This window comes from Candidatus Omnitrophota bacterium, from assembly GCA_025453395.1.
Lineage (GTDB): Bacteria > Omnitrophota > Gorgyraeia > Gygaellales > Profunditerraquicolaceae > JAlOQK01.
Genome location: JALOQK010000007.1, coordinates 1 through 23,133 on the forward strand (window position 1 = coordinate 1; position 23,133 = coordinate 23,133).

Sequence of the window (23,133 nt, forward strand, 5' to 3'; positions counted from 1 at the left end):
AATATTGTGCTCGGTTGCCGGGTCAGATAATACATCATTTATCCCGGGCATCCCCATGGTGGAGGTATGGGCAACGCGGGAGTTGAGGAAGTCGGGGTTAGGAATAGTTGGGGATTTTTTCACTATCTGGCTGGCAAAATACGCCGCGCCAAATGCCCCTTCTCTTCCTAAAACATTGGAGTTTCTCGGCCCTAATGTTACTTTAACTCCACGCCCCAATCCTGTAGATGTCAAATATGTGTTGGCGGCATCAACAATGACCTTGCCGGCACCGCCCCAAGTGATATCCCCATAGATTAAAACTTGTTTCATTCTGAAGACATCACTTAATTCATGAATAGCCACGGCTAAATAACGGCCTATATTTTCATAAATCAACTTGCCAATTAACTGGGCGCACTTATTATCCTCATTTTCAAGGTCCTGGGTGATCCGCTGATAAGAAATCTGGCTTGCAAGATAGAAATTGATCTTTTTCAATCCTGGAAAATCTCTTTCAAGCATCTCCCGCATTTCTTGAGCAGACAACAAGGAGTGAAAAGTCTTAACAATAAGAGCATTCACTTCATCTCTGTTAGAAAGAATTTCTCGCAGCTTATTAATGATCAAATTTCCGGTAAATTCCCCAACGGTTTGATCCGGAATTAAGATTGTTGGCACCTGATATAGGCGATAATAATTTATGACTTTAGCAGCAAAACCCAGGCTTATAGCTTTAACAATATCGTCTAACGGCTTGCCCTTAATCGCATTGGCTAGTTTTAGTATAGCATCCTGCACAAGCTTTACGCCTGCGTCGGTAGGCTCACACAAAGCCGCATCTAATTTTTCAATATCAATATCCAAAAGTTTAGCTTTTCTAGGGGCATCTCTTTTCATATAATGCGAAATAAGGCTGGCTTTTTCCCTGCAGTCCTTCTTCTCATCTTCCAGCTTAAGGGCTAAATCCATTAACTCGAAGAATTCCTCTTTCTTTAAGCCATGGGTATCGCTCTTTTTCACTACAATATCAACCGCATCTTCAAAATCGTTATCCACTTCCGAAGACAACAAATCTCCCATTAAAAGCCTTTTTCCTAACCTGGCAACGCCCATCTTAGAGAGATACTGCTGGGCAGCTCCCTGCACATGGGAGATAGAGTGTTTAGCAGCTCCCAAAGATAAATCAATAATGAGATTGGTGGCCTCATTGAAAACAGCTGCCAGATGGCCGTCCTCACCAATATAACAGGAGCTTACTGAATCACTCATACCTAATAACAGTACGTTATCGTTTCTTGTCTCTACTGCCTCCCATAAACCCGCGGCTACGCCATCATTGACTACGATAACCGGCAATCCCAGGAGCCTGCCAACTTGCTCCCCTAATGAACTTATTTGTTCCTCGAAATCCTTTTTGGTCAACCTCATGGTGCTGGAGCCTCTGGCTATAATCTTGCCTTCATTCACCGCTCCTGGCCAACTGATACCTACTGCGTCTATTCTGCCCATATCCTCCCTGGCTTTATTTACTTCATCTATTACTACCTGGGCATAATAGCTGGCGTCGGTAATCATTCCTGGATTCCAGGCAAAATCACGGCTATATTTTATCGAATTACCATTGCTTAATCCAATCACCCTTATAAAGCTACGGCCCAACTCTATGCCCAGAACATTCTTATCTGATAAATCAATGGCGGTGCCCGCTAAAAACCGACTAGCAAGATTACCTTCGGCGGAATTGATAACTTCCGGGGCATCATCTATATGTATTAATCCGAATTCCGGTAGACAATGATATTTTTCCATATATTTCCCGATCTTGCTATAGGAATAACCCATGCCTTGCTTGTATGCCTTATGAAAATCTTCAGAGATGGCAGCGAATAAGGCGCGGTCGCAATCGATCACCACTCTCCTGGCGCCTAATGAGCTCATTTTGTTATATATATAATTGACAAGAATGCCAGACATAAATCTGGTTTCGTCGGATGTTAAGTCATTTACTATATCCAGATTGAAGCTGCGATACTCATCTTTTCTATATTCAAGCCATACCCTTACCTTTTCTAAGGGACGCGTGCTTAAATGCGCAAGATGCTCTATAGTGTCAAATACATCCGCGGAGGCCAGAAAATGCGGGGCATAATAAGCCTCATTCTGTTGGTGCATACGAACATTAAGACGCTGCGTACGCCAATCTCTATATGCCTTCAGTGGCTCCGGCGTGAAGATCCTGAACAGCCTAAACATCATGCCTATTTCATACAGGGTGTGGGTCAGGTTCAAGCGATTATAAAGCAAAGATTCCAATTCTCCATTTTTCCTGTGCTCGGTAAAATCGGTGACTTCGTAAACAATCAATCCACGCTCTGATAAAAACTCAATATCTTCTGGAAGTAATTTCTGCACGTCACCGGGAACTTTACTGAGCTTTTTTGACAAATCACCCGCAGCTCTTTTCTTTTTAATTTCATCGCGTTTCTTGTCCCTTATATCGATAAGATGCTGACGCGTCCTCTCCGGAACCATTGGAACAATTATAAAAGGAAATATTTCTTCAAATTTTATCTTACTGCCTATAGCGCGCTCAAGGGTTCTTTCAAAGGCCAGTATCTGTTCTTTTACTGTTAGCCCGGCTGACTCTATGTCGGTTGTTGCCTTGACAATAAATACCCTGGCAATATCCTTGCGCTTTGCAAAGCCTAACGAAATATCACCGACCATAAAGTTGGGGATAGCGCTGGTAAACAAACTCCCGTTTCCTGCGCAGAGCAACGTGATTGTCCTTTCAATCATTTCTTTTACGCCTTTACCAGCCCCGGGTATTTCTTGAGGGGTAAGATTGCGATAAACCCTTCTTTTTATTTTGCTATCGATAATAACAACGGGTTGTCCATCTTTGTCTAGCTTAATTTTGCCTTCCTTGTCAAGTTTGTATTCGTATTCAATCCTTCCTTCTGCGTCGGTCTTGACCTTTTTATTTATCAATACCCATACAGGGGAAGGATGAAATTCGGCGGCATCGGTGATACTGACCTGTTCTTCAATAAGGCGGCTCTTAAAACTAACGGTTACCCCAGCCGGAATAACATCAAGGCCACCGTCGCTAATAACAGCCTTATAAATATTGCCGCCGCCATCCTCATCATCAACTTCTGTGGCTTCTATTTTTCCTGCTTCCTGCTTCAAATTTTCCCATTTGGCCCTGGTGTTAGGCACAATGGTAATATGGCCGTCAACGCGTAGAACGGTCTTGGCTTCCTCTTCTTTGTCTTCCATAATAATTATTTCATCTTTACAGCCATCTATCCGCATGGCGACATCACCATCTGCAGTCTTTCTAAAGTACACCTGGCATCCGTCTAATTTTAAGGCTACTCCGGCTGATGTAACTAGCGATCCTGTCCCTGCCTCATTCAGATGCGTAGTTTCCACTTCCCCGGGTTTATCTTCTTCACCAGGCTTACCTTTTTTGCTAGGATTGGTTTTCTTAACCGGAGTTACGAATATCCCCTGGCCTTCAACCATTCCTATAATCACTACATCTTTGCCGATCTTAACTGCGGCAGCTTCCATTATTGTGCACAAAGTAACTTCATCATACGTAGCCGGACATACACACCCCTCGACTCCCAGTATCTGTTTTAATTTACTAAAATCTTTTTCTGTATCAAGCTTGGCTGTCTTGCCGTCTTCTGATACATTTAACATCCCGATTTCTTCCATAGAGCAGGCCAGAAAAAGATTCATCCAGCTTTCGTTCCGAAGCTTTCTCATGCCGCTTTTTATATATCTTTGATCGGCCTTTCTAGCCATATTCAATACGTTAGCGGTAAAGAACAGCAAATCCTTTGGACGGGTATGCTGGCCATATTCCTGATAAGGACGGCCGATCAGGCCGTCTATAGCCCTTATACGCTCTTTTACCATGCCCTCTACTGTCGTGATTGAATGTTTACCTACGAGAACGTTATCTTTAACCTTATCGAAGGCCTTCTTATCAATTGCGCCTCGAGCAAGTAACTCCTCGACTTTTTCGATCGGGCCAAACAATTTTATGTTAGCAATGATTTGCTCTGCCTCTTCTTCAGATAGAGATAATAATTGCAGGGTAGCGGCATCTGCTTCATTAACGTTTACCTTCGCGGAGAAATCGCTTTTTTCATAAATAAGCTCTAATTTGGTGGGGTCTCCGGTTAACCAATGCCAGAGCACAATGGCATCGCCGGGAGAAATAATATATATCTTCCAGATGTCCCTAATAATATCCTGCAATTCCCTGGAACGGCTTCCGTCATCTGCGGTTGTGGTGATAGTGGCGAATATATTCTGAACCTTGGCCTTGATCTCTCTGGCGGATCTAGTGAATTCCCAGGCCAGATCGGTAGTAGATCTGCCGCCGCCGCCGCTATATACTACTTCATAAATATAATCTTCTTTCGGAGGGCCGCGCGGCATCTGGGAAAGAAGCAGGGCATCCTGAGGTTTAGCCGGGTCTAAACCTACCATACCGATTACGGTCAATAGCACAGGCATACCGGTGTTCTTTGATTCTTCAACGATACTTCTCATCGTAATCATGCGTGCTTTGTCCAGCTTCTCCTTGGCAAAATACTCCATACTCATAATCTCAAAGTTAACTGTAAAGCGGCTATCAAGCCCGGTATAATAAGCAATCAATCCCTCTGCCAGGCTGTCAATATTATATTTAGCGGTAATTTCCGCTGGATATACCCCGCTTTCCAACCCAAATCTAAACGCCAGATCAAACAACCGTTCTCTTTCGCTGGCTGTTCTCTCCTTTTCCAGCTTGTCCATCCTGGATTGTATGCCTATAATCTGCTTTAATATATTGCGCTTTTCTTTGCTTAAACCATACTTTTCTTCCATAAGGTCAAGCAGATTATAGAATTTGAACAAATCCGGATAAGACCTAACTAATACTGTATAAAAATCATTATCATGAGAATTGATTGCTCTTTCTCCTATAAGACTGTTTAAATAGGATGCCTGCCCTTCTAAGCTTAACGAGTAGAAATAAAGCCCTTGTTCGATATCGGTTCTAAACTCGGCGCAGGCGCGTTCACTTGGGGTTTGCGCAGCGGTAATAAAATGGTCAAATTCTTCTAAGAGCTCCCCGGTTACTCTTTCTTTACTGCCCAAAGTATCATAGCTTAACAATAAGACATCCGGGCTGACTGAAGCAGCTACCTGCATACCGCCAGCTACCTGAATGGGAAGATTGTGTAAAATTCCGGATCTTTCGCCATAGCGCTTGCTCATTCTATCTAAGGCATCGCGGTAACCATTCTCTAAATTATCTAATCTTGTTCCATAAACTCCCTTGGCTCGTAAATCCGCGATAACCTGTTCAATCTTGCCCCTTAATGATTCCTTGGCATCAACGCTTGGCTGAATAATGCGACGAGGAGAAGTAAGGGTCACTCCGGCTATAGCCGCACGCACTATTTGAATCGCCGGCCTGACCTGCTGGGCTTGGGTTAAGATATCGGACTGGGCACAGGCAAACTCAAACCATTTTTTGGTAAATTGAATGCCTACTCCAACGCCATAAAGGCCGGGTAAATTAATAGCCTGATGTTCGCCGACATTTACTCCCATTATTCCGGGCATAGCCATTACCGGCCGGTCATTGCCGCCCTCTTCAAATTCATTACCAAAGTAAAGGATGTCTTCTGGGGCAATGCCCTCGTTCTCTACCAGGTCCTTGACTGCGGAGAGTTTGTTGATCCCGCCGACATTAACATCAATGCTGACTGCGCCACCTGCGATAATATTGTATTTGGTACGAAACTCCGGTGACAACTCGCCTGCGGCAATCCTCTGCTCAATATCCGCGTTAATCTCGGCAAGCACCACTTCTCTTTCGTCCTGCTGAAGATTAAGCTGGGCTAATCTATCCTTGGCTATGAGTTTGCGGGAAGGAACAAGCACTATTGAAAGTTGAACCAGGCTTCCGTCGGAAGCCTCACCGCGGGAATCCAGGAATGCCTTTCTAAAGTTTCCTGCTACGTCCACAAAAAATTCCCGTTTAGTATCATAGAGGCTAAAGTAGGCGGCCTGATTCTGCAGGAATCTCTGCCAGTATCTTTCTATGGCAGCCTGTAAGATTTCGGTAATGACTTTGCGGTCGTGGCTGGTGATACTCTTATCCGACCGGTAACGCAGGTCTTCCTGATAGTCGCCGTTCTCATCAAAGATGAATTTCTGGGCAGCGCCGTTGACATAGATGGAGAGATTTCTTCTTAACGTGGGAGGAATGTAGCTGACTACGCGATAAATGAACTGATCTAAGTTGTTGCCGGTAATCGGGCTAAAGCCAAAGCTTCTTTGCAGTAAACCGAAAACATCATGGAATACCGGGTTTTCCACCAGTATCTCTTGCTTGTCTCTGGTGGGAGATTCGAGGACCGTTCCGTCTATATCAGTGACGATCCTTCCCCTGGCAAGGACGGGATGAGCAGAGGCCGCAGCCGGGTAAGTGGCATTGGAAAGACGGGTGTATTCAGCAGTTAGGCTGATTAATAATTTTTCTAATACTTCTTCCGAATATCCTCTCTCTCTAAGATACGCCCTGTGCAACGCCTGTGCCTGCTCATGGGTTGATCCGCTAAGGTGAGCAACTTCGTGAATCAATAAAGCGGCGAGATAATCATTCAGTGTTTTTGCATCTAAGTTACCTTGGAAATATTTTACTAAGGCCAGGGCAATATAAACTGTGGGGGTCTTTTTGTCTTTGCCTTGTCCGGCATGGACATACTGCCAGAGCTTGGCGCTAAAATACATCAGGCCTAAGAATCCCGGAGGAGATCTTTCCTTGGGAACAACTAAATCTATGGCCAGCTTATTCTTGGTGTTCTCATCCACCACTGTTCCCTGCGCATCCAGGAAGGCCAAAGCAGCGCTCTTGGCTGCGGCAACAGCATCTTCAAATCCGGTGTTATTGCCTACTATGTTATGCTGGGTATGCGGATCAACTAACAGATCATTGATGCCGGGCATTCCCTGGGTGCCTTTGTGCGGAATGGCGGAGTTAAGGAAGTCGTGGTTAGGCTGACCTTCGCCTTTTCCAAGGTGCTCTTCCAAATACTGTTTTGCAGCGAGAATGTCATAACCAGTGAGAACAGTTTCAGTATTATAGTCTACAAAATACCCATCTCCTGAGCAAGAAGCTCCGCCTGCAAATCCCTGATTTATTATTTCATTTCCTGGAACGTTTTTATACGTAGCTACGATAGCTAAAGCAGTCTTAAGACCAGAAACTATTTCCTGCGGCTTATCTGTTTTTGATAATGCTACAGTGATTAAATCCTTAATATCTGATAAAAATAGGCTGAATCCTGTTGCCGCGTTAATAATTCTCATTGTATCTTGAATATCGGGTATTCGCGGTAAGACAATATTGATTAAATCTTTAATGTCGGATAAAGAGATCCCACTATGTGCTAATGATTCAAAAATTTCTATCGTGACTTTAATATCAGCTGCTCGTTCTAAGACAATATTGATCAAATCTTTAGCATCAGATAACACCATATTACCATACCCTGCTGCTTTAAGAATTCTTATGGTAAGTTGCATATCGCTTGTTTTTGTTAATGCAAAATTAATTAAATCTTTAGTATTAGGCAAAGAGAACTGCTCCATAGCAATTGCTTGAACGATATCTATAGCATCACGGATATTGCCTGTTTTTAATAAAATAAAGTCAAATAAATCATTAATATCTAAAAGTGAATAACAATACAACAACCTCCTGAGAAGCTCCAGATTATTTTCGATATCTATATTTCTAGCTACAAAGAAATTGATTGAGTCTTTAATTTTGTCTAGTAGGCAATTCTCTCTACTTGCCGTTTGTATTACTAGCCCTATCCTTGCGATTGGCCAACCTTTTGATAACATAAAATCAATCAAATCTAAGCGTTTAGAAATGGAGAATTTATTTCTCCAAATATCAGAACTTGCTAAATTTAACCTATCTATTTCTTGAACACTTAAATTTTTTCTTAAATAATGATTTAATTTATTTAAAAAACTTATAAGAATGGTGTTTCCAAACAAGACCGTAGGAATTAACGTGATGATCCATACAAAACAGCCAAGACCAAATGCTGCTGGCCAAGAAGAACCGTTCTTTATAGCTACAACAAGGTAAATTGCTGATGCTAATATGGATAATCCACTTACAAAATTCTTATTATATTTTTGCTCTTTAGAAGTTATTTTTTGAGCAATATTAAGTTTAAAACTCAATACTCGCTCAATCCGTTCTATTTTATTTTGATTTAATAAAAACAGGCAACAGATAAATATGGGAACCGATATAATTGTAGCGGCAGCAACTACAATAAAACCAAGGCTACTAATAAATGGGTGGTAAAAAATGAGGTCTTTTATGCCGCTTATAGTAACTTCTGGAATTCTATCTCCAGGAGCAATTTCTCCATTACAACCAATACCCAAAAACGCTAAAGCTGAAACTAATCCTAATAACAGTAAATTATTACGATTGGTGAAAAATCTCCAAGCTCTGCTTAAAATTACTTTACCGCTGCCCGTTGATAAGATGACCGCATTCTCCTCCGATTCACCACCAGCCCTAAAATCGCAAATCTGGCCAAACTGTTCTTTTTGAAAAGCTTCAATTTTTACTTGAAGAGCTGAAGGCAGCACGGTTAAATCGCGCTTAATCTTGGCTTCAGCTAAATTTTTATCAAAATTAGTATTTTCTTGGTGGGTTAAACCGGGGATTAAAGCCGCGCGTAATTCATGCTCAATACTGTCAGCTTTTGCATCTGCGGGCAAGATTATCGTAATATTGGCGGCTGTAGGCGTAGACTCGTCCAGAATACATGGCCCGTATTTCCAGCCATCCGGCGCGCGGCTAAAATGAATACCGCGCTGCTTGATAAGCTCTCTAAAATCTATCGCAACCTTACACAACTCAAATCTCCTGGTGAGATTATCTATTGCTTCTTTTATAAGATCTTCCTTAACGTCAGAATTAAAGTTGGCTCTTCCGAACTCCTTGATAACCCAAATCCGCACATTATGCCCCTGAACCCGCTGATTGTGCCGCGCTACAGCGCGATTACGCTCATCTATTCTTTTTTTAAACCAATCAAGTATCAATCCAATAATTCCTATTTTGATAATATTGCCATTTTCATCTCTGACTATATTGCCCTTATTATCTTTCTTATCAAACGAACCTGCGCCATGAATAACTCTGCTCACCCATGATGCCAGTGTTTCAACTTTTACATCATTCATTATCCAGGGTATTTTTAATTCGTTTACCTTCCGGATTAAATCATTATCCTTACCTATTTTTCTACCTGCAAATTTAAGCTGAATCTGTTTTGCCCATAGCATTACCCTTATTTTAGCCGGGTAATAAAGTACGCTCAAAATATAGGCGACAAATGGCCCGATATGTAAGGTAGCGCCCTGATGATTTCTTCTTGAATAAGCATAGTTAATTGCGAGCTCGATAACACCAACTGCAACTGCAATCGCTGCGCTGATTCCGCCAAGGGCAATGCCCAAAGGAATTGCAGAACCAATCGTTAATAGACCCAGAGTTTTTAACCATTTCGTATCATGACCTTTTATTCTCGGATAAAACTGATTTAATAAGACTAAACCCATACCAACTGCAACTGCAATCGCTGCGCTGATTCCGCCAAGGGCAATGCCTAAAGGAATTGCCGCAGCAATAGTAAGCAAGGCCAAAGTTTTTAAGCGGATAGAATGCAACAGGTATAAGCCTATCACTGCCAGAGTAGCAATAACCAAACTAGCCATGATATAAATAACCGCGGCTTGGGAAAAACCAAGCAAGCTAAGGCCAATCAAAACCACAGCTGGAGAAATAGCCAAAAGTCCCTGAACAAGCCCAATTAAGAACTTTTGTATCATGAGCGGTAAATTCTCCATCAACTCTTGTGTCTTTAAAGGTAATCTTATTATAAAATTTTTTCTTGTAACTTTTGCCAATCCTCTGCTTAAAGTTTCTGCTATTGGCTTACCTTTTGCCAATTTTCCGCTTATAGCTTCTGCTATTTTAAATGTACCATTTTTGCGCGGGTTGCACATAAACGGACCAAAGGCCCAAGCCAGAGGCATTGCCAGTAAAAAGACATTGATTGCCCAGCCTAAGGGATCAAACGGCGCGCGCAAAGCCACAACCAAAAGCAACAGATTAGCTAAGAATATGCCAAAGGAAAACTCCTTGGCCATATTCCAGAAAGTAGTCCTGACTAAAACCGGAGACCGGTCAGTTAAGCTGTATTTATCCCTGGAGTGTAAACCCTCGGTGATTAATTTATAGGCGTGCGGCGGAATAAAAGCCACAAAGAATAAGAATAAAATCGGGAAGTAAAGCATAAATAATCCCATGCCCTTAACCGCGCCATACCTCTCGGTAAAATATTCAATAGTCTGCAGGTTAATGGACTGGGCAAAAACCAACCCGGCATAGGTGAATAACCACGGCCAGAATAACCCGGCATACACGGCAAAAGGAAGCAGAGTGGCGCAGACAATCATCGCAATATTAGTGGCTAAGACCAGCGGCTTTCTTAAATAGAACCCAGAGGTATACAGCGCCTCTACCTTGGCTGTATAATGCACATAATCACTGCTAATAAACTCCCAGAAGATAGGGCTTAAGCTAGTCTTAGACACCGGGCCGGCAAATCTCTGAATAAAGCCGACTGAATCATAAATTGATTTTTCCTGCGACCCCTTGAAACAGATATATTCAACGTGCTTAGTGCCGTATCCGGCAGTAAGCAATAAATAGCTGGTTATAGTGTCTTCAATAATCTGCGATGCTTCAACTCCGCCTACGCTCTCCAAAGCCGCTATATCAATAACCATCTTTCCGAACCCGCCTTCTCGGCCAACCCTGGCTTTAACTGACCTGATAGGAATATTCCAGGTATTTTCGCCTGTGGCATTACATACAATTTCCGGGCTGTATTCTTCGCCGTATACTCTATAGCTGGCTGAAAGCAGGCCTAATGTCCGGTCTTCCTGGAACTCACGGAAGACATTGGGCAGATAAATAAAATCTTCTACTTCCTGCCTGTGGCCAACATCCATACATACAATGCGCGGGGTCCTGATATAAGAGCGCATCTGACACCAGCCGCCGTATTTCGGGTTAAAAGAGGGATTCCTGCCAGGGAACATGCAAATTACATGCGGCATATTAGCCCAAGGCCTGCTCGGATCCGGACTATGCCATTTCCCATCAGGATTAAGCCTGGGGTCATTACCTACTTCTGCATCAACAACAAACCCGTATTCTCCAGGAATTTGGCGTTTGAATTGGGCTTCAACACTACTCCTCTTGGTGGAAGAGTATTTAAATATAATCTTTACATGCTCCTTGGCCCAGCTCTCTAACGCGGCATTATATCTTGTCTCTTCCACCGGATCAGACAAATCTGCGTGGGCAATAATCCCCAAGCGATGGGCTAGCATCTTATATGACCACACAGCAGCTAAACGCTCGCTTTCAGTAGTCTTCCAAGCGCCTTCTGTTCTCCAACACAGCCAATCTTCCATCATATTAGTTAACTGAACATCAGTTAAGCTATTTCCTTTTAAGACAGTAAATACATCTCCTGCTCTCTTCGGAGAAAGTAAAATATCCCTATTGTCATCTGTAATTACCACTCCGCAAGCAGGGGCCAAGACATCACTAATAAACAATCTCCACTCATAGCTGTGCTTAGAGAAAATCATTTCAAACTGGGTCATGTCAATGTCAATCACTCGTTCATCATCGGGATTTTCCCATTTTCCTTTAGCATCCACTCCCGGCATCCAATCCCTGCCTTCTTTGGTATCCCTTAAGTACACCCTATAAGGCTCGGCAGCCATGGAACCCTGGATAGTCAATGTTTCTACTTGTGCCTGATTATCAATGCTGATTTTCTCCATATAGTAGCGATTTACCAGATCCACGATTCTTTCCCGGACAAAAGCAAGCTCGGGGACATTGGCTTCATGGCCATCTAAAATCCCTAACAGACTGGCTTTTTCTTCTTTAGAGATCAACGGGCCGCGCCCAGCTTTGATATCAGTGAAACTGCCGTCTATGCCGCCCCTTAAATCCTCCACAAACTTCATCCAGATATAGCGGTAGCTCGGATCTGCCTCAATTATCTCGCGGATCTTCTCAAGCGCTGTTTTACAATCAGTGACACTAACCAGGTTTTCCTTGCGCACGATATTTCTGCGTAATGCCGCGTAATTTGCCTGAGTAATGGAAAAGAAGGAAAGAATTATATTCAATAATAAAGGTAGGTAGAAAGCAATCTTCCCCCACCAAGGAACCCCGACAGGAGACCATAAACCAAATAAAACAAAAACCAACAAGCCATTATAAATAAACCACTCGGCAAAAGTTATAACCCAAAACCTTGAAGAAACACCCGAGGCAGGTTTGGCTTCCGGCGCAGAGCGCTCGCCAAACATGCCCAGCAAAATAGCGCACAGGATGCCGCTTAAAAAGACCATAATAATCCCAGTGATAACTGGTAAGCTTGTAAATGCGCCTAACATAATTGCCAAGACAAAAGGCACAGCTAAAATTATTGTTATTTTAGGAACGGACAATCCGAATATTCTACCGATGATTTGAGGAAGCCTAAGAGCAAAATATTGCAATCCGCTTTGCGGTAAATTAAAGCTCGGGATGCCGTCCCTTGCTCTTCGCTGCCGCAGAAAATCCCTAATTCCGTTTTCTCCATGGATTAAATCCATTATTATGGCATCGGTTAATTCACTCAGATGCTCCGCATAGTAAGCTAAATTATGCCCGCTGGATTCAAATTGTGTAAATAAATCTATATTTTCTTCTGCGCAATATCTATAAAGTGTATCCATATCATGTTCAGTAAAAACATACCCATCTGGAGCAGAAATTCTCTGGCCCAAGCTCCTTTGCTGCATTGCTGATATAGTCGTTGCTTCCTGATGGAAAAGTACCCTGAACCATAAATTACGATGGTCAGAGATTAACTTCAATATTTTCCTTTCCTGTTCAGAATACTGCGCTTGGGCCTCTTCCCTCTTAGCCTTAGCTGCTGCTTTTTTAGTCTTAGCCTCCGCCTTTTTTGCAGCAGCTTCTGAATCCCTACCCAATTTTCTTAGTTTTTCAGCATCTTCTTCTAACTTCTTAGCTTCTCCTTCTAATTTATTAGCCGGTTCTTCTATTTTTTTGGCTTGTGTATCATGCTTTAATAAATCCTCAATATTCACATCCGGATATTCCAGTTGTATGCGCAGCAATAAATCATTAATTAACCCCGGCCGATAATTCATTACCCCGATATGATTAATCACAAACATATACCAAGGATCATTGCGCAGGGCTGGCCTTACAGTCACGCTCGGACGCTGCTTGGTATCTCTGCCGGATATTAATCCCCGCATAACAAGGCCGAGAGCGCGCAATACCCCGTATAGTGCGCCTATACCAACAACCAAACCCAGGAAACCCCAGACTAATACTTTCGCTATAGGCCAAATTGCGCCATCGCGCTTAAGCGCCGTAAATACATTGTTATGTCCCAGGTTATATTTCAGCCTTTCCCAGAAAGTCCCTGTTTTTAACTCATCGGTAAAAACATTATGCCTCTGCATGATCAATCTGCCTCTGTCATCGTGCAGGCGGCCGTCCACAGGCCCGTAAATATAATCTTTGGCGCGGGATAAATCCAGCCATTCATGATGCTTGCGGCTTAAGAACCTCTCGTTAAACCAAAGATATCCTGGCTTAATATCAATGCCTTTTACATCTGCGGGTATAGGCGCGGGAGTGAAAACCGAGTAAGAATCTTCTTTGTCTAATTTAATGCCGTCGGCATCCTCCACCACCTTTGTTTCTGAAGGAAATCCGTTGCTGCCGTAATAAAGCTTTATCTTGGCCGGGCCGACTTTCGGCGTCCTTGCCTTATACATATTCCAATAAGAATCTCCATTCATCCTATAGGCTGCCTGAATCAAACTCTCGTCTCTTAATCCATCATCAGTGCCAACCCCCCTCTGCCAATTAATATCATATACATTCACCGGCCTGCCGTCTCCATTGAGCTCCTGGTGAGAATAGGTAGAGGTGAATAAAAAGTTTCCGCGATTAAGATCCATCACAAAACTGCTAGGTAAAATACCGAACGGCGCCTTGGTTAAATTAGTACCCTGCTTCCACCATTCAGAAAGAATAAAATCCGTATCAGTCATCTGGCACAGATCGCTACCCAAGGGATCATTGGGCAAAAGATAAATGCTGTTTGTGGAATCATCCTGCTCGGTATAAACTACTTTGTAAGCACCGCTTGCGTCCTGCTTGAGCGCGGGCACCTTCAGGGTCTCAGTTACCTTTACTATCAATGTGTCCTTAGTTATATTCAACAAGGCCAGGTCGCTCCAAAGGTCCCTTCCTGTCTGCATAAAGTAAACAGCGGCTCTTTGCTCGGTAAATAAATCCCCGGCCTTAACCCTGACTATCTTGCCGTCAGCTCCGCGGCTATCATAGGTTCTAGTAATAGAATTATCTGAGTTTAAGCGTAAACTTCTAACTTGTTCTTTCCCCTGCCAAACAATACCCACAATCTTAAATGAACCCTGATCATGAACAATAACTTTTAGCGGATCGTCGGCAAGGCGATAGTCCGTCCAAACAGCTCCCCAAACAGTATTAACCCGGCTCTGATCAAGCCTGGTATTACCGTTTATGCCCGATACTGCTAAGCCGCTTCTTATCTGCGCGTCTATGCTGTTAAAAGGTATGCCGAATATTTCGCTAAGCGTTCCTGGCTGCTGATATCTAGTTTCAAAAACCCAATTCTTGACATCGTAAGTATAAGTATTCCCGCTGCGTGCTGCGCGGTAAGTAATCCTGTCCGGAGTATCATCGCCAGCTTTGGGACTGGAAGAAATTATCTCCACTAAATACCCGCTTCCTATTAGCTTTGAGATATTCGCTCTCTCTTCACCATCATTATCCATTGCCCTGGCAATTACAAAGATCCCTTCAGGAGTAATCTCATTGGCAATTAACCACTTTTCACCTTTAATCTTATCATCCGTCCTAACCACCCAACCGGCTACATTGCTTTTATTAAGGGCAGTATCCTTATCAATAGCATTACCCTGACGATCAAACAGGTTGAAATTACTATCGTAGTAAATAACCGGCCTCGTGACCAATGTATCGGACCCGATAATCACTTTACCAAGAACATTAACTGCGTTCGGAAGAGTTACGGGGCCCCTAAAGAAAAGCATTACTTCGTTACCATCGTTGTTAACACCAAAAACCCTGACTGTTTTATTAGTTTGAGTATCTATCTGGCGCATTAGCGCGGCTTTTACAGCGCCATTTTCTCTCTCTGCTGGATTACCTGCGATAACCACCTGCTCTGTCTTGAATAATAATCTACCAGTCGCCCCGCCTAAGACCGGATAATGATAGGTTTCGGTTCCGGTTTCGTTCCCAGCGTTATCGCGGATAATTAAGGAAGCTAACCCTCTATTACCTTTGTAGGCCTTATCTAAAGCAATGCGAACTGATTCTTTACCCGAATCGACGTCAACCGAGAAATAAGAAACGCTGAAAGTTCCATCAGCCTTCTTCAACAACTGGGCGATTATCGGATAATCTTGATTATCAAAAGTGATTTTCTTGCCTGTCTCCACCGCCCAGCCGGTTTGGTTGACGGCAGGTAAATTGAATTCGGTATCGAATCCGCTATAGATACGTTTTACCGGTTCATCGCCGGTAAGTTCAGGAACATCGCCGACAACAAAACTCTTTTCTCCTAAATTCACGCTTATATTCTTAATCGCGCCTTCTTTCATATACGGCTCAACAAACACCTTGCCCCAAGCGTCATAGCCGACATAATTAAAAGGCGGCAGGTCTTTGCCATTGGCATCTTTCTTATAGTGAGCAGAGATTATAAAGCGCCCGAGAATCTTATCACCGTCTTTTACAGTCTTTACCGCCTTAATTTCTTTGGAATAATACTGCACAACGCCATCGGACTTACCATCTTCAGTCATACCATAAACACAAGCGTCCTCTTGCCCTTTATAAAGCCCCATAACCACAGAATCCTTAAGCTCTGCTGTCGGGTACACATACTCTACGGCATTTCCTCCGGAAACAAGGCGCATCAATGTACCGCCATTATAAATTTCTTTTGCTAAGTTGGCGCGTATATTCGGGTCGGATAAATCGCCATTCTTAACCCATACCACACTATAATCAGCCTCAACTAACTTAACTAACAGGAGATTCTCTTGATACATCTGACCTAAAGAATCACCTAATAAACCATTTTCCTGTATTCTTACGCCGTTCATGTTAAGAATATTCACCGGCTTCCAGCCATCAAACAATAGCTTTTCTACTTCTGAAGTTTTTTCACCCACAGAATGCTCAAAAGATTCCTGCTCTCCGATTTCAGGCCGGCCATTATTATTGTTATCTTTATACCAAATATACTTTCCGTTTTTATCCGTGCCTTGGGTGGATTGAATATTCTTCCAGGAATTATTAACAGGCACATTAACCTTTGCCCCCAGCAACATGCCCTTGGTAACAGGCGCATTCAATAACCCCTGTTCTCCTTTTTCGTTGTAAATCAAAGTATCGGTTGAATCCTTAAAGATAATTACTCTATCTTCATCGCTATAAGATTCTTTGTTTTCTCCGATGGTCAATTTGCCTTCCACGACAAAGAGGCGCCATTCTAAGAATGCCAACTGGCGGTCCGTAAGGTAACCCGGAAGCGATAACGCAAGGCCGCTGGATTTGTTATAGAAAACGTCCCAGGCATTCTCTTTCTTTATCTCAAACGCATCTGAATCCTTAACCTTGGCAAACTGGGCTTCAGTTAAATATTCTAAATGTATCCTATCGCCTGACTTAATCGGATTGACAATATATTTTTGCGCTAATGCGTCTAAAGCTTGATATCCTTTTTCGCTAAAGCGCAATAAATTATTGCCGACAAAATACTTGTATACATTTTTCCCGGAAGCGTCTAACTTAATTTTCCCTTCTGCGTCATAGGCAAAATCAGCATAAATATTACCTGCTAAAGCATGCTCTTCTAATTTCTTCTCATCCAAAACAACAAGCCCATTCTCCAGATCTGACACAAGCGCAACTGCGTTAGGATCATTCTCAAAATTCTGGATTTTCTCTAATACAGAAGCTCCGGCTTTGACAATAATCGGTGACTTTGCTTCTGGAAATTCCTTCAGGCGGTAATTCTTAGGCAAGATAAGCGCGCGGCCTGTATCATCGCCGACACAAACTTCTCTGTCTATTTCCTGATTGCAGTTAAAATAACCTTCGCCTTTTCTATAGTCAATTTCTTCATTAAGTAATTCGCCCTTGGACAAGGAATTAAGCGCGCGCGCGTTCACATAATCTCTTTCATTTATATCCACGATTTCCGAAGTACCGGAGATAATGCCGATATTTGATTCTTTTAATTTAGTAGTATCCTGGTAAGCGCCCGGTCCGAATTCAACCGGATTTCCTTCTTGGGTGGTATTTAATACAGGGGAAAGTTCTGCGGGAGAATTTTGCACAACAGGAGGAGCCTGCGACCTATTAGGCTGGAATCCAAAATAACAATCTAAGGGGAATTCTGCCGGAATACCTAATAAATCTACGCGCTTTTCTTTGGCAACTCTTGCCAACGGCCCAAAGGTAACTCCAAAGCCATCGTACTTTCCGCCATTAAACCAATTAATGCCATAATTAATATTGGCTGAGGCGTCCTCTGTGAATGGCACCGGGACATCCAAGCCAAAGCTAAGAGACTTCATATCATATTTATCGTTCACGCCAGCCTCTACGGTAAAGGCCATGTCTTTGGGCATTTCAATAGTAACAAAGGCTGTTCCTTTAAATGATTTGCTGCCAGCGTACATTGCGCGTCCGCCTACGGAAGTCTTAAAGTTATCATTGGACAAAGCCTCAACAGGAAGTTTTCCTTCCGCGCCAACATAAGGATAAAAAGACTTACTTGCCCACTTGGAAGTATCCCACTCGGGCCTTACGAAAACTTTCCACATCGTGCCGGTTTCTTTATTTTCCCAGCCAAAACCAACGCTTGTATAAAGCAATCTTTCGCGAAGCATCATTGAACGCGGCAAGATAATCTCTTTTCCTTCTTTGTCATGGATAATAAAATCTGCTTTGCCCTTAGCATCAGTAAACACGCCACCTGCGCTTAATTCCGCAAAATAATTATTCGCCAGATCATCGCGTAAATGCACATCCTGCACTATAATGTTTCCTTTATTATCCAAAGACAAATCCGCATAGCCTACATAGGCTGCTGAAATATTATCCTTAGCATAGGCCGCATTCTCCACTAAGATCATGCGGCGTTCTTTGACTTTCTCAAATTCTCCGGGTTTCTTCTCTTGATAACTTGTTCTATCAGCAATGCCCACAGCGATAAGGTTGGTCGCATTGTCTCCCACAGCAGTACGCACGCCAACACCGCGCTGAAGCGTATCGGGCGTGCCCTGATACTGCACAGAAACACTGTATAAATCAATCTTATTCCCAAAGGCATCGTAGAGATTAGTCACTTGAGCGTTATTATTAAGATTCCCATCGCCCCAAAAAGCATTATTCATATAAGAGCCTAAATACCCTTGTGGATTTTCTGATTCAACCAACTCCTTTACTTCTTGTTCAGTAAACACCGGCAGGTTAGGATATTTTGCTGCTAAATCTTTAGACATAGCATTAATTTCTTTTGCTTGCGCATTAAGGGCGCTCTTGTATTTCTGAACTTGCATAGATTGTTTGGCAATCTGGTCGCTTAAGTCCAGAACATTGTCTCTTGCATCCTGGAAGCGCGCCAATAATTCCCCAGCCTTTTTAATCGTCTCTGTGCGATTCCTAAGATACTCCATTGTTTTATCCATATCTTCGCCCATATCTTTCTTTAATTCTTCTATATAGGCGGTTATCTCCGGCAATGAAGCAATTTCATCTGTCTTATCATTTGAATTCTGGATTTTATTCAGGTATTCTTCAGCCTTCTGAACGTCATTGGCGGTCTTGGTAACATATTTATTAGCATCAACGATCAATGTGTCCTTTAATTTGTTGTAGCGCGCGGTAGCATCATTCAAACGCACCGACCAATAATCAATGTTCTTTTGTTTCTCTTCTGCGGGTATCCCAGAAGCGTTATTGGCTGCTGCAAGCTGTTGCTTAAGCCAATTAATGCTCCACTTATCATTTGATCCCAGAATTGCAATTTCACTGGACAAAGCTGCCTGGCTTTGCAACGCCTTAGCATATTCCTGTTGGGCATAAGGGACTCCCTGTTTGGCAAGGTTAACTTTTGCCTGAACATAACCCAATGACTTCTGAGCGTCATCCCATTGTTCAGTGGCGGCAGCCAACTGCGCATTAGCCCAACGTTCTGCGGAGCCCTGAGGATCTTTATACCACTGTGATTCTGTGGGGACAGATCCTCGTCTGTCTTCCCAATTCTTCAAAGCATTAGTAGCATTTACTAAATCCAGAACCTCATCAAGACTTTGATCTTGACCCGCTAACCTGCCCTTATATATCTGCGCCTGCGTAAGCTGCTGATTTAAACTATTAATATTAGCCTGTGCCTTGGGAATTAATTCATTGTAGTAAGCCACTAACCCGCTATTCCCATTACTGATATATTTCTGGCGCAGGGAGTTTAATTGCGCCAACTCCTGCTGGGCTTGCGCGATTTCACCTGTTAAGGCGGTAATACCGGAATCTGCTTTATTTAAAGCTTGATTATAATTTTCTTGGGCCTTTGTTTTATTTTCTTGCGCCGTTTCAATATTCTTATCAATCCACGCGGTTCTCTCGCCTGCCCACAAACCTGACTGGGTGATAAGATACTGCATGAACATTTTATTCTCTAAATCAATCCTTGTGTTCTCCTGCGCCTGTGGCAGGACACGGTAAACATTATTCAGCCATTCATACAAAGCTTTCTGATATTGATAAGAATGTACGTTTACGCTTAAGTTGTTTAGTTTAGTGAAATAATTAGATAAATCCTGATATACCTGCGGAACAGCTTCAGTAGATACTGCGGGAGTTGTCTCTAAGGCAGAAACATTGACTTTTTCTAATTGCTTTTGGATAACAAGCCCTGCCTGCTCTCTTGAAACACCGAGCTTCGTGCCGTCGGGCTGGGTAATATACGCAAATACATTGTTCTGATCAACCCCTTCTGCATATTTAACGGAATCGGCGTATTCAATGACCCCGGGAATAACTGTTTTCTTGCCGTTGGCATCCACGCCTTCAGCTAAATACGGGGCAGCCCAGACTTTATTCACATCTGTTCCTAAAGTTACCTTGTCTAAGCCATCACCAAAGTCAACCACGACCTTGTCTTTGGAAATCTTGCCTTGGCTGTGTAAAGCTAAGACATCGGCAACGCTAAGCCTATAAGAATAAGGAGCGTGATTCTTGAAAGTATGCACAACCGCGTAAGGAACATCTACGACTACAGGCGTAACAAAAGCAAAATGCTGCTTGCCAAGCTTATACCCTAAATCTGAAGACCCAAATATATTTACTATTTTCTCATCCTGCTGAGTAACTTGCGTAATAGTATTTGTGTGGATCTTCCCATCTTGCCCGGTAACTTCATATGTATATTTATATTCTGTTCCCTTGGGAAGGATACCTGTCACAAAAGCTTCGTCTTTTTTAATATCAAATCTCACGCCGTCGCGCACAATGTATGCGGTCTGCACGCCCATTTTACCTTCGCGCATATACATTTTAATAAGCATATTCTCTAAACCGCCGATGGCAAATTGACGATTATAAGGATTTAAAGGCGCTTTATCCATAAAGATGTTCTGCGCGTCTTCTCCCACAAAGGCGCCATTCTTAATAAGCGGGGCATCTGCAGATACAGTTACCGGAGAATCTTCAAAGCTTTGCGCGGGAGTGAAATTACCAGTAGATATATCGCTTAATCCGCCATTCTTAAGCATATTATGGAACATCACGTCTATATTGGCTAAGTCGCGCTGCCCTGTTATGCGCATTAAAATATAAGGCTGTTCTTTCTCGGCCTGGTTGGTCAGCCAAGGCCAGAGATTCTGAAAACGCAAGAATTGCTCGGTAGATAAAGATAATTTTTCTTTGCGGAAGTCTATGGTCAGCTTGTCTTCGTCGCGATAATACATATTTGTCTTAGAAACAATCTCATTGGTATTTTTGGTTATATTCCTGCGATAAATAATCTGTTCATGGGTATTTATGTCCGCGGACATCCAATACTGCACTTGATCATCAGTATCCGGCTCTTCCCCTGTTACCGCGCGGTAAGTAACTTCATGCTGCGCTAAAGACGGGAACACCACAACCGGGAAATTACGATACTGCGGCTGTTTAGTAAATAAAGCGCCGATAAGTTTATTTAAGGCCTCGCCAAAATTTTCCATATTGTAATAATCTGTCTTGTCATTGCCGAATTCGGCATTAAACTGATTCACCCCATCCTTGTTGACAATAGTCGGGAAATATAAATAAGCTCCGTATTCAGTTTTGATAAGATAAATATTATCGTTCAACAGCGAACCATTCAAAATAATATTGGGAAGAATATTACCGAGGCGATGCTCAAAATCCACTCCTGCCTCTACGCGGGCAATCCAGGCATTAAGGCCAATCTTGGTCTGCTTGCCAACAGTAACACAACCAACTTTTCCTAAACGCAACCCCAGCAGAGTTCCATCATCTTTCCCAAACAACCCTTCCTTGCCCAAGCCAAGGTTTAACCCAAAAACAGTCACCCCAAAACGGTCTACTACATCACCCTCATATTTAAGCGCTAAACCGCCTATACCGTGGGCTATTTTGTGATACTTAGGAAGCTGCAGGATAGTAACGATATCATCATATAAAGCAATTGATGCCAAAGCGATATTGGTGCCTCCGGTGATTTCTTTCTGGCCGAACCCGTAGATAATATTTACTGCGTCTACTAAAGCGGCAACATCCCCGCCTAATTGAAGCCCAAGATAAGTATTCTTGAATTTGCCTAAATTGATCATGGTATTGGCAAAATTCTGCTCTACAGCTATATAAAGCGAAACCAGATCATACAAATTCTTATCTTTGCTGGCCTTCAAAACCTCAAAATACGTCTGGCGAAGCTGTATGAATGCTTCATAGGCGCTTCCTAAGGTAGCCTCAAAATAAGCGACATCCCTGAATGACATATCTTCGGCAGAAAGCGCCATATTCTTCTTGCTAAGATTATCATCGCTATAATCTTCAAGCAGTGCGATCACTTTTTCGCTATTAACCTTTCCGGCCTGATCCAAAAGATTTTCAACTTCTGCTTTAAGCTGGTTAGGTATAGTAATCTTCTGGCTGTTCTTCTTATCAAGCGCGTCTTGAGCAAAAGTTATTTCTTTATTTAATTTTAAGAGCTCTTCGCGCAATTCATCGCGGTTGCTGGAAATTTGGTCTCTTATTTCTTTTAGCTTTGCAGAATTCGTGGCTAAAATCTTATCCCGCTCTAATTTAATAAGCTCTATCTTTTCTTCTCTGGAAAGGTCATGCCCAGCCGCAACCGGCACATTAGGATCATTATTTACTTGAACTGGCGCTGTTTTAACATTCTGCCCTAAGAGGCTATTGCTTATCTCTTGCCCTAACTGCTTGATCTTTGTTTCTCTCTGGGCAATGCGCCCTTTGATTTCATTAATCTTCGCGTCAAGCGCGGCGATCTTGTCTTTAAGTTCGGTTATCTTAGCGAAATCATCCACCGCTACTTGGCTGGCGTAATTAATATATGTAAGCTTGGGTGAAAATTGATCAACTGGAGTATAAGCTATTGCCTGTGCTTGAGGGGCAACAACAGAATTCAAAGTTAAGGCGGAACGGAGAATTGTGCTTTGGGCAAAGCGCTTTAATAAACCGGGATGTTTTGGAGGACCTTTATTACGAGGAGCCTCTAACTGGATTTTATTTGGCAATACAATACTTTGAGGTTTAAGTGTTTCACCTTGGGATTTATCATCCTCAAGCCACTTTTGCTG

General features: G+C 42.8%; 1 protein-coding gene (only partly in view). It reads right to left on the bottom strand.

From position 1 onward, the window contains the following. Positions 1–23,133 carry part of the coding region annotated (locus MUF05_06565) for a helix-hairpin-helix domain-containing protein (GenBank protein MCU0666738.1) on the bottom strand (this coding region is incomplete at its 3' end). 29,682 nt of the annotated region lie beyond the right edge of the window, so 23,133 of the 52,815 annotated nt are shown.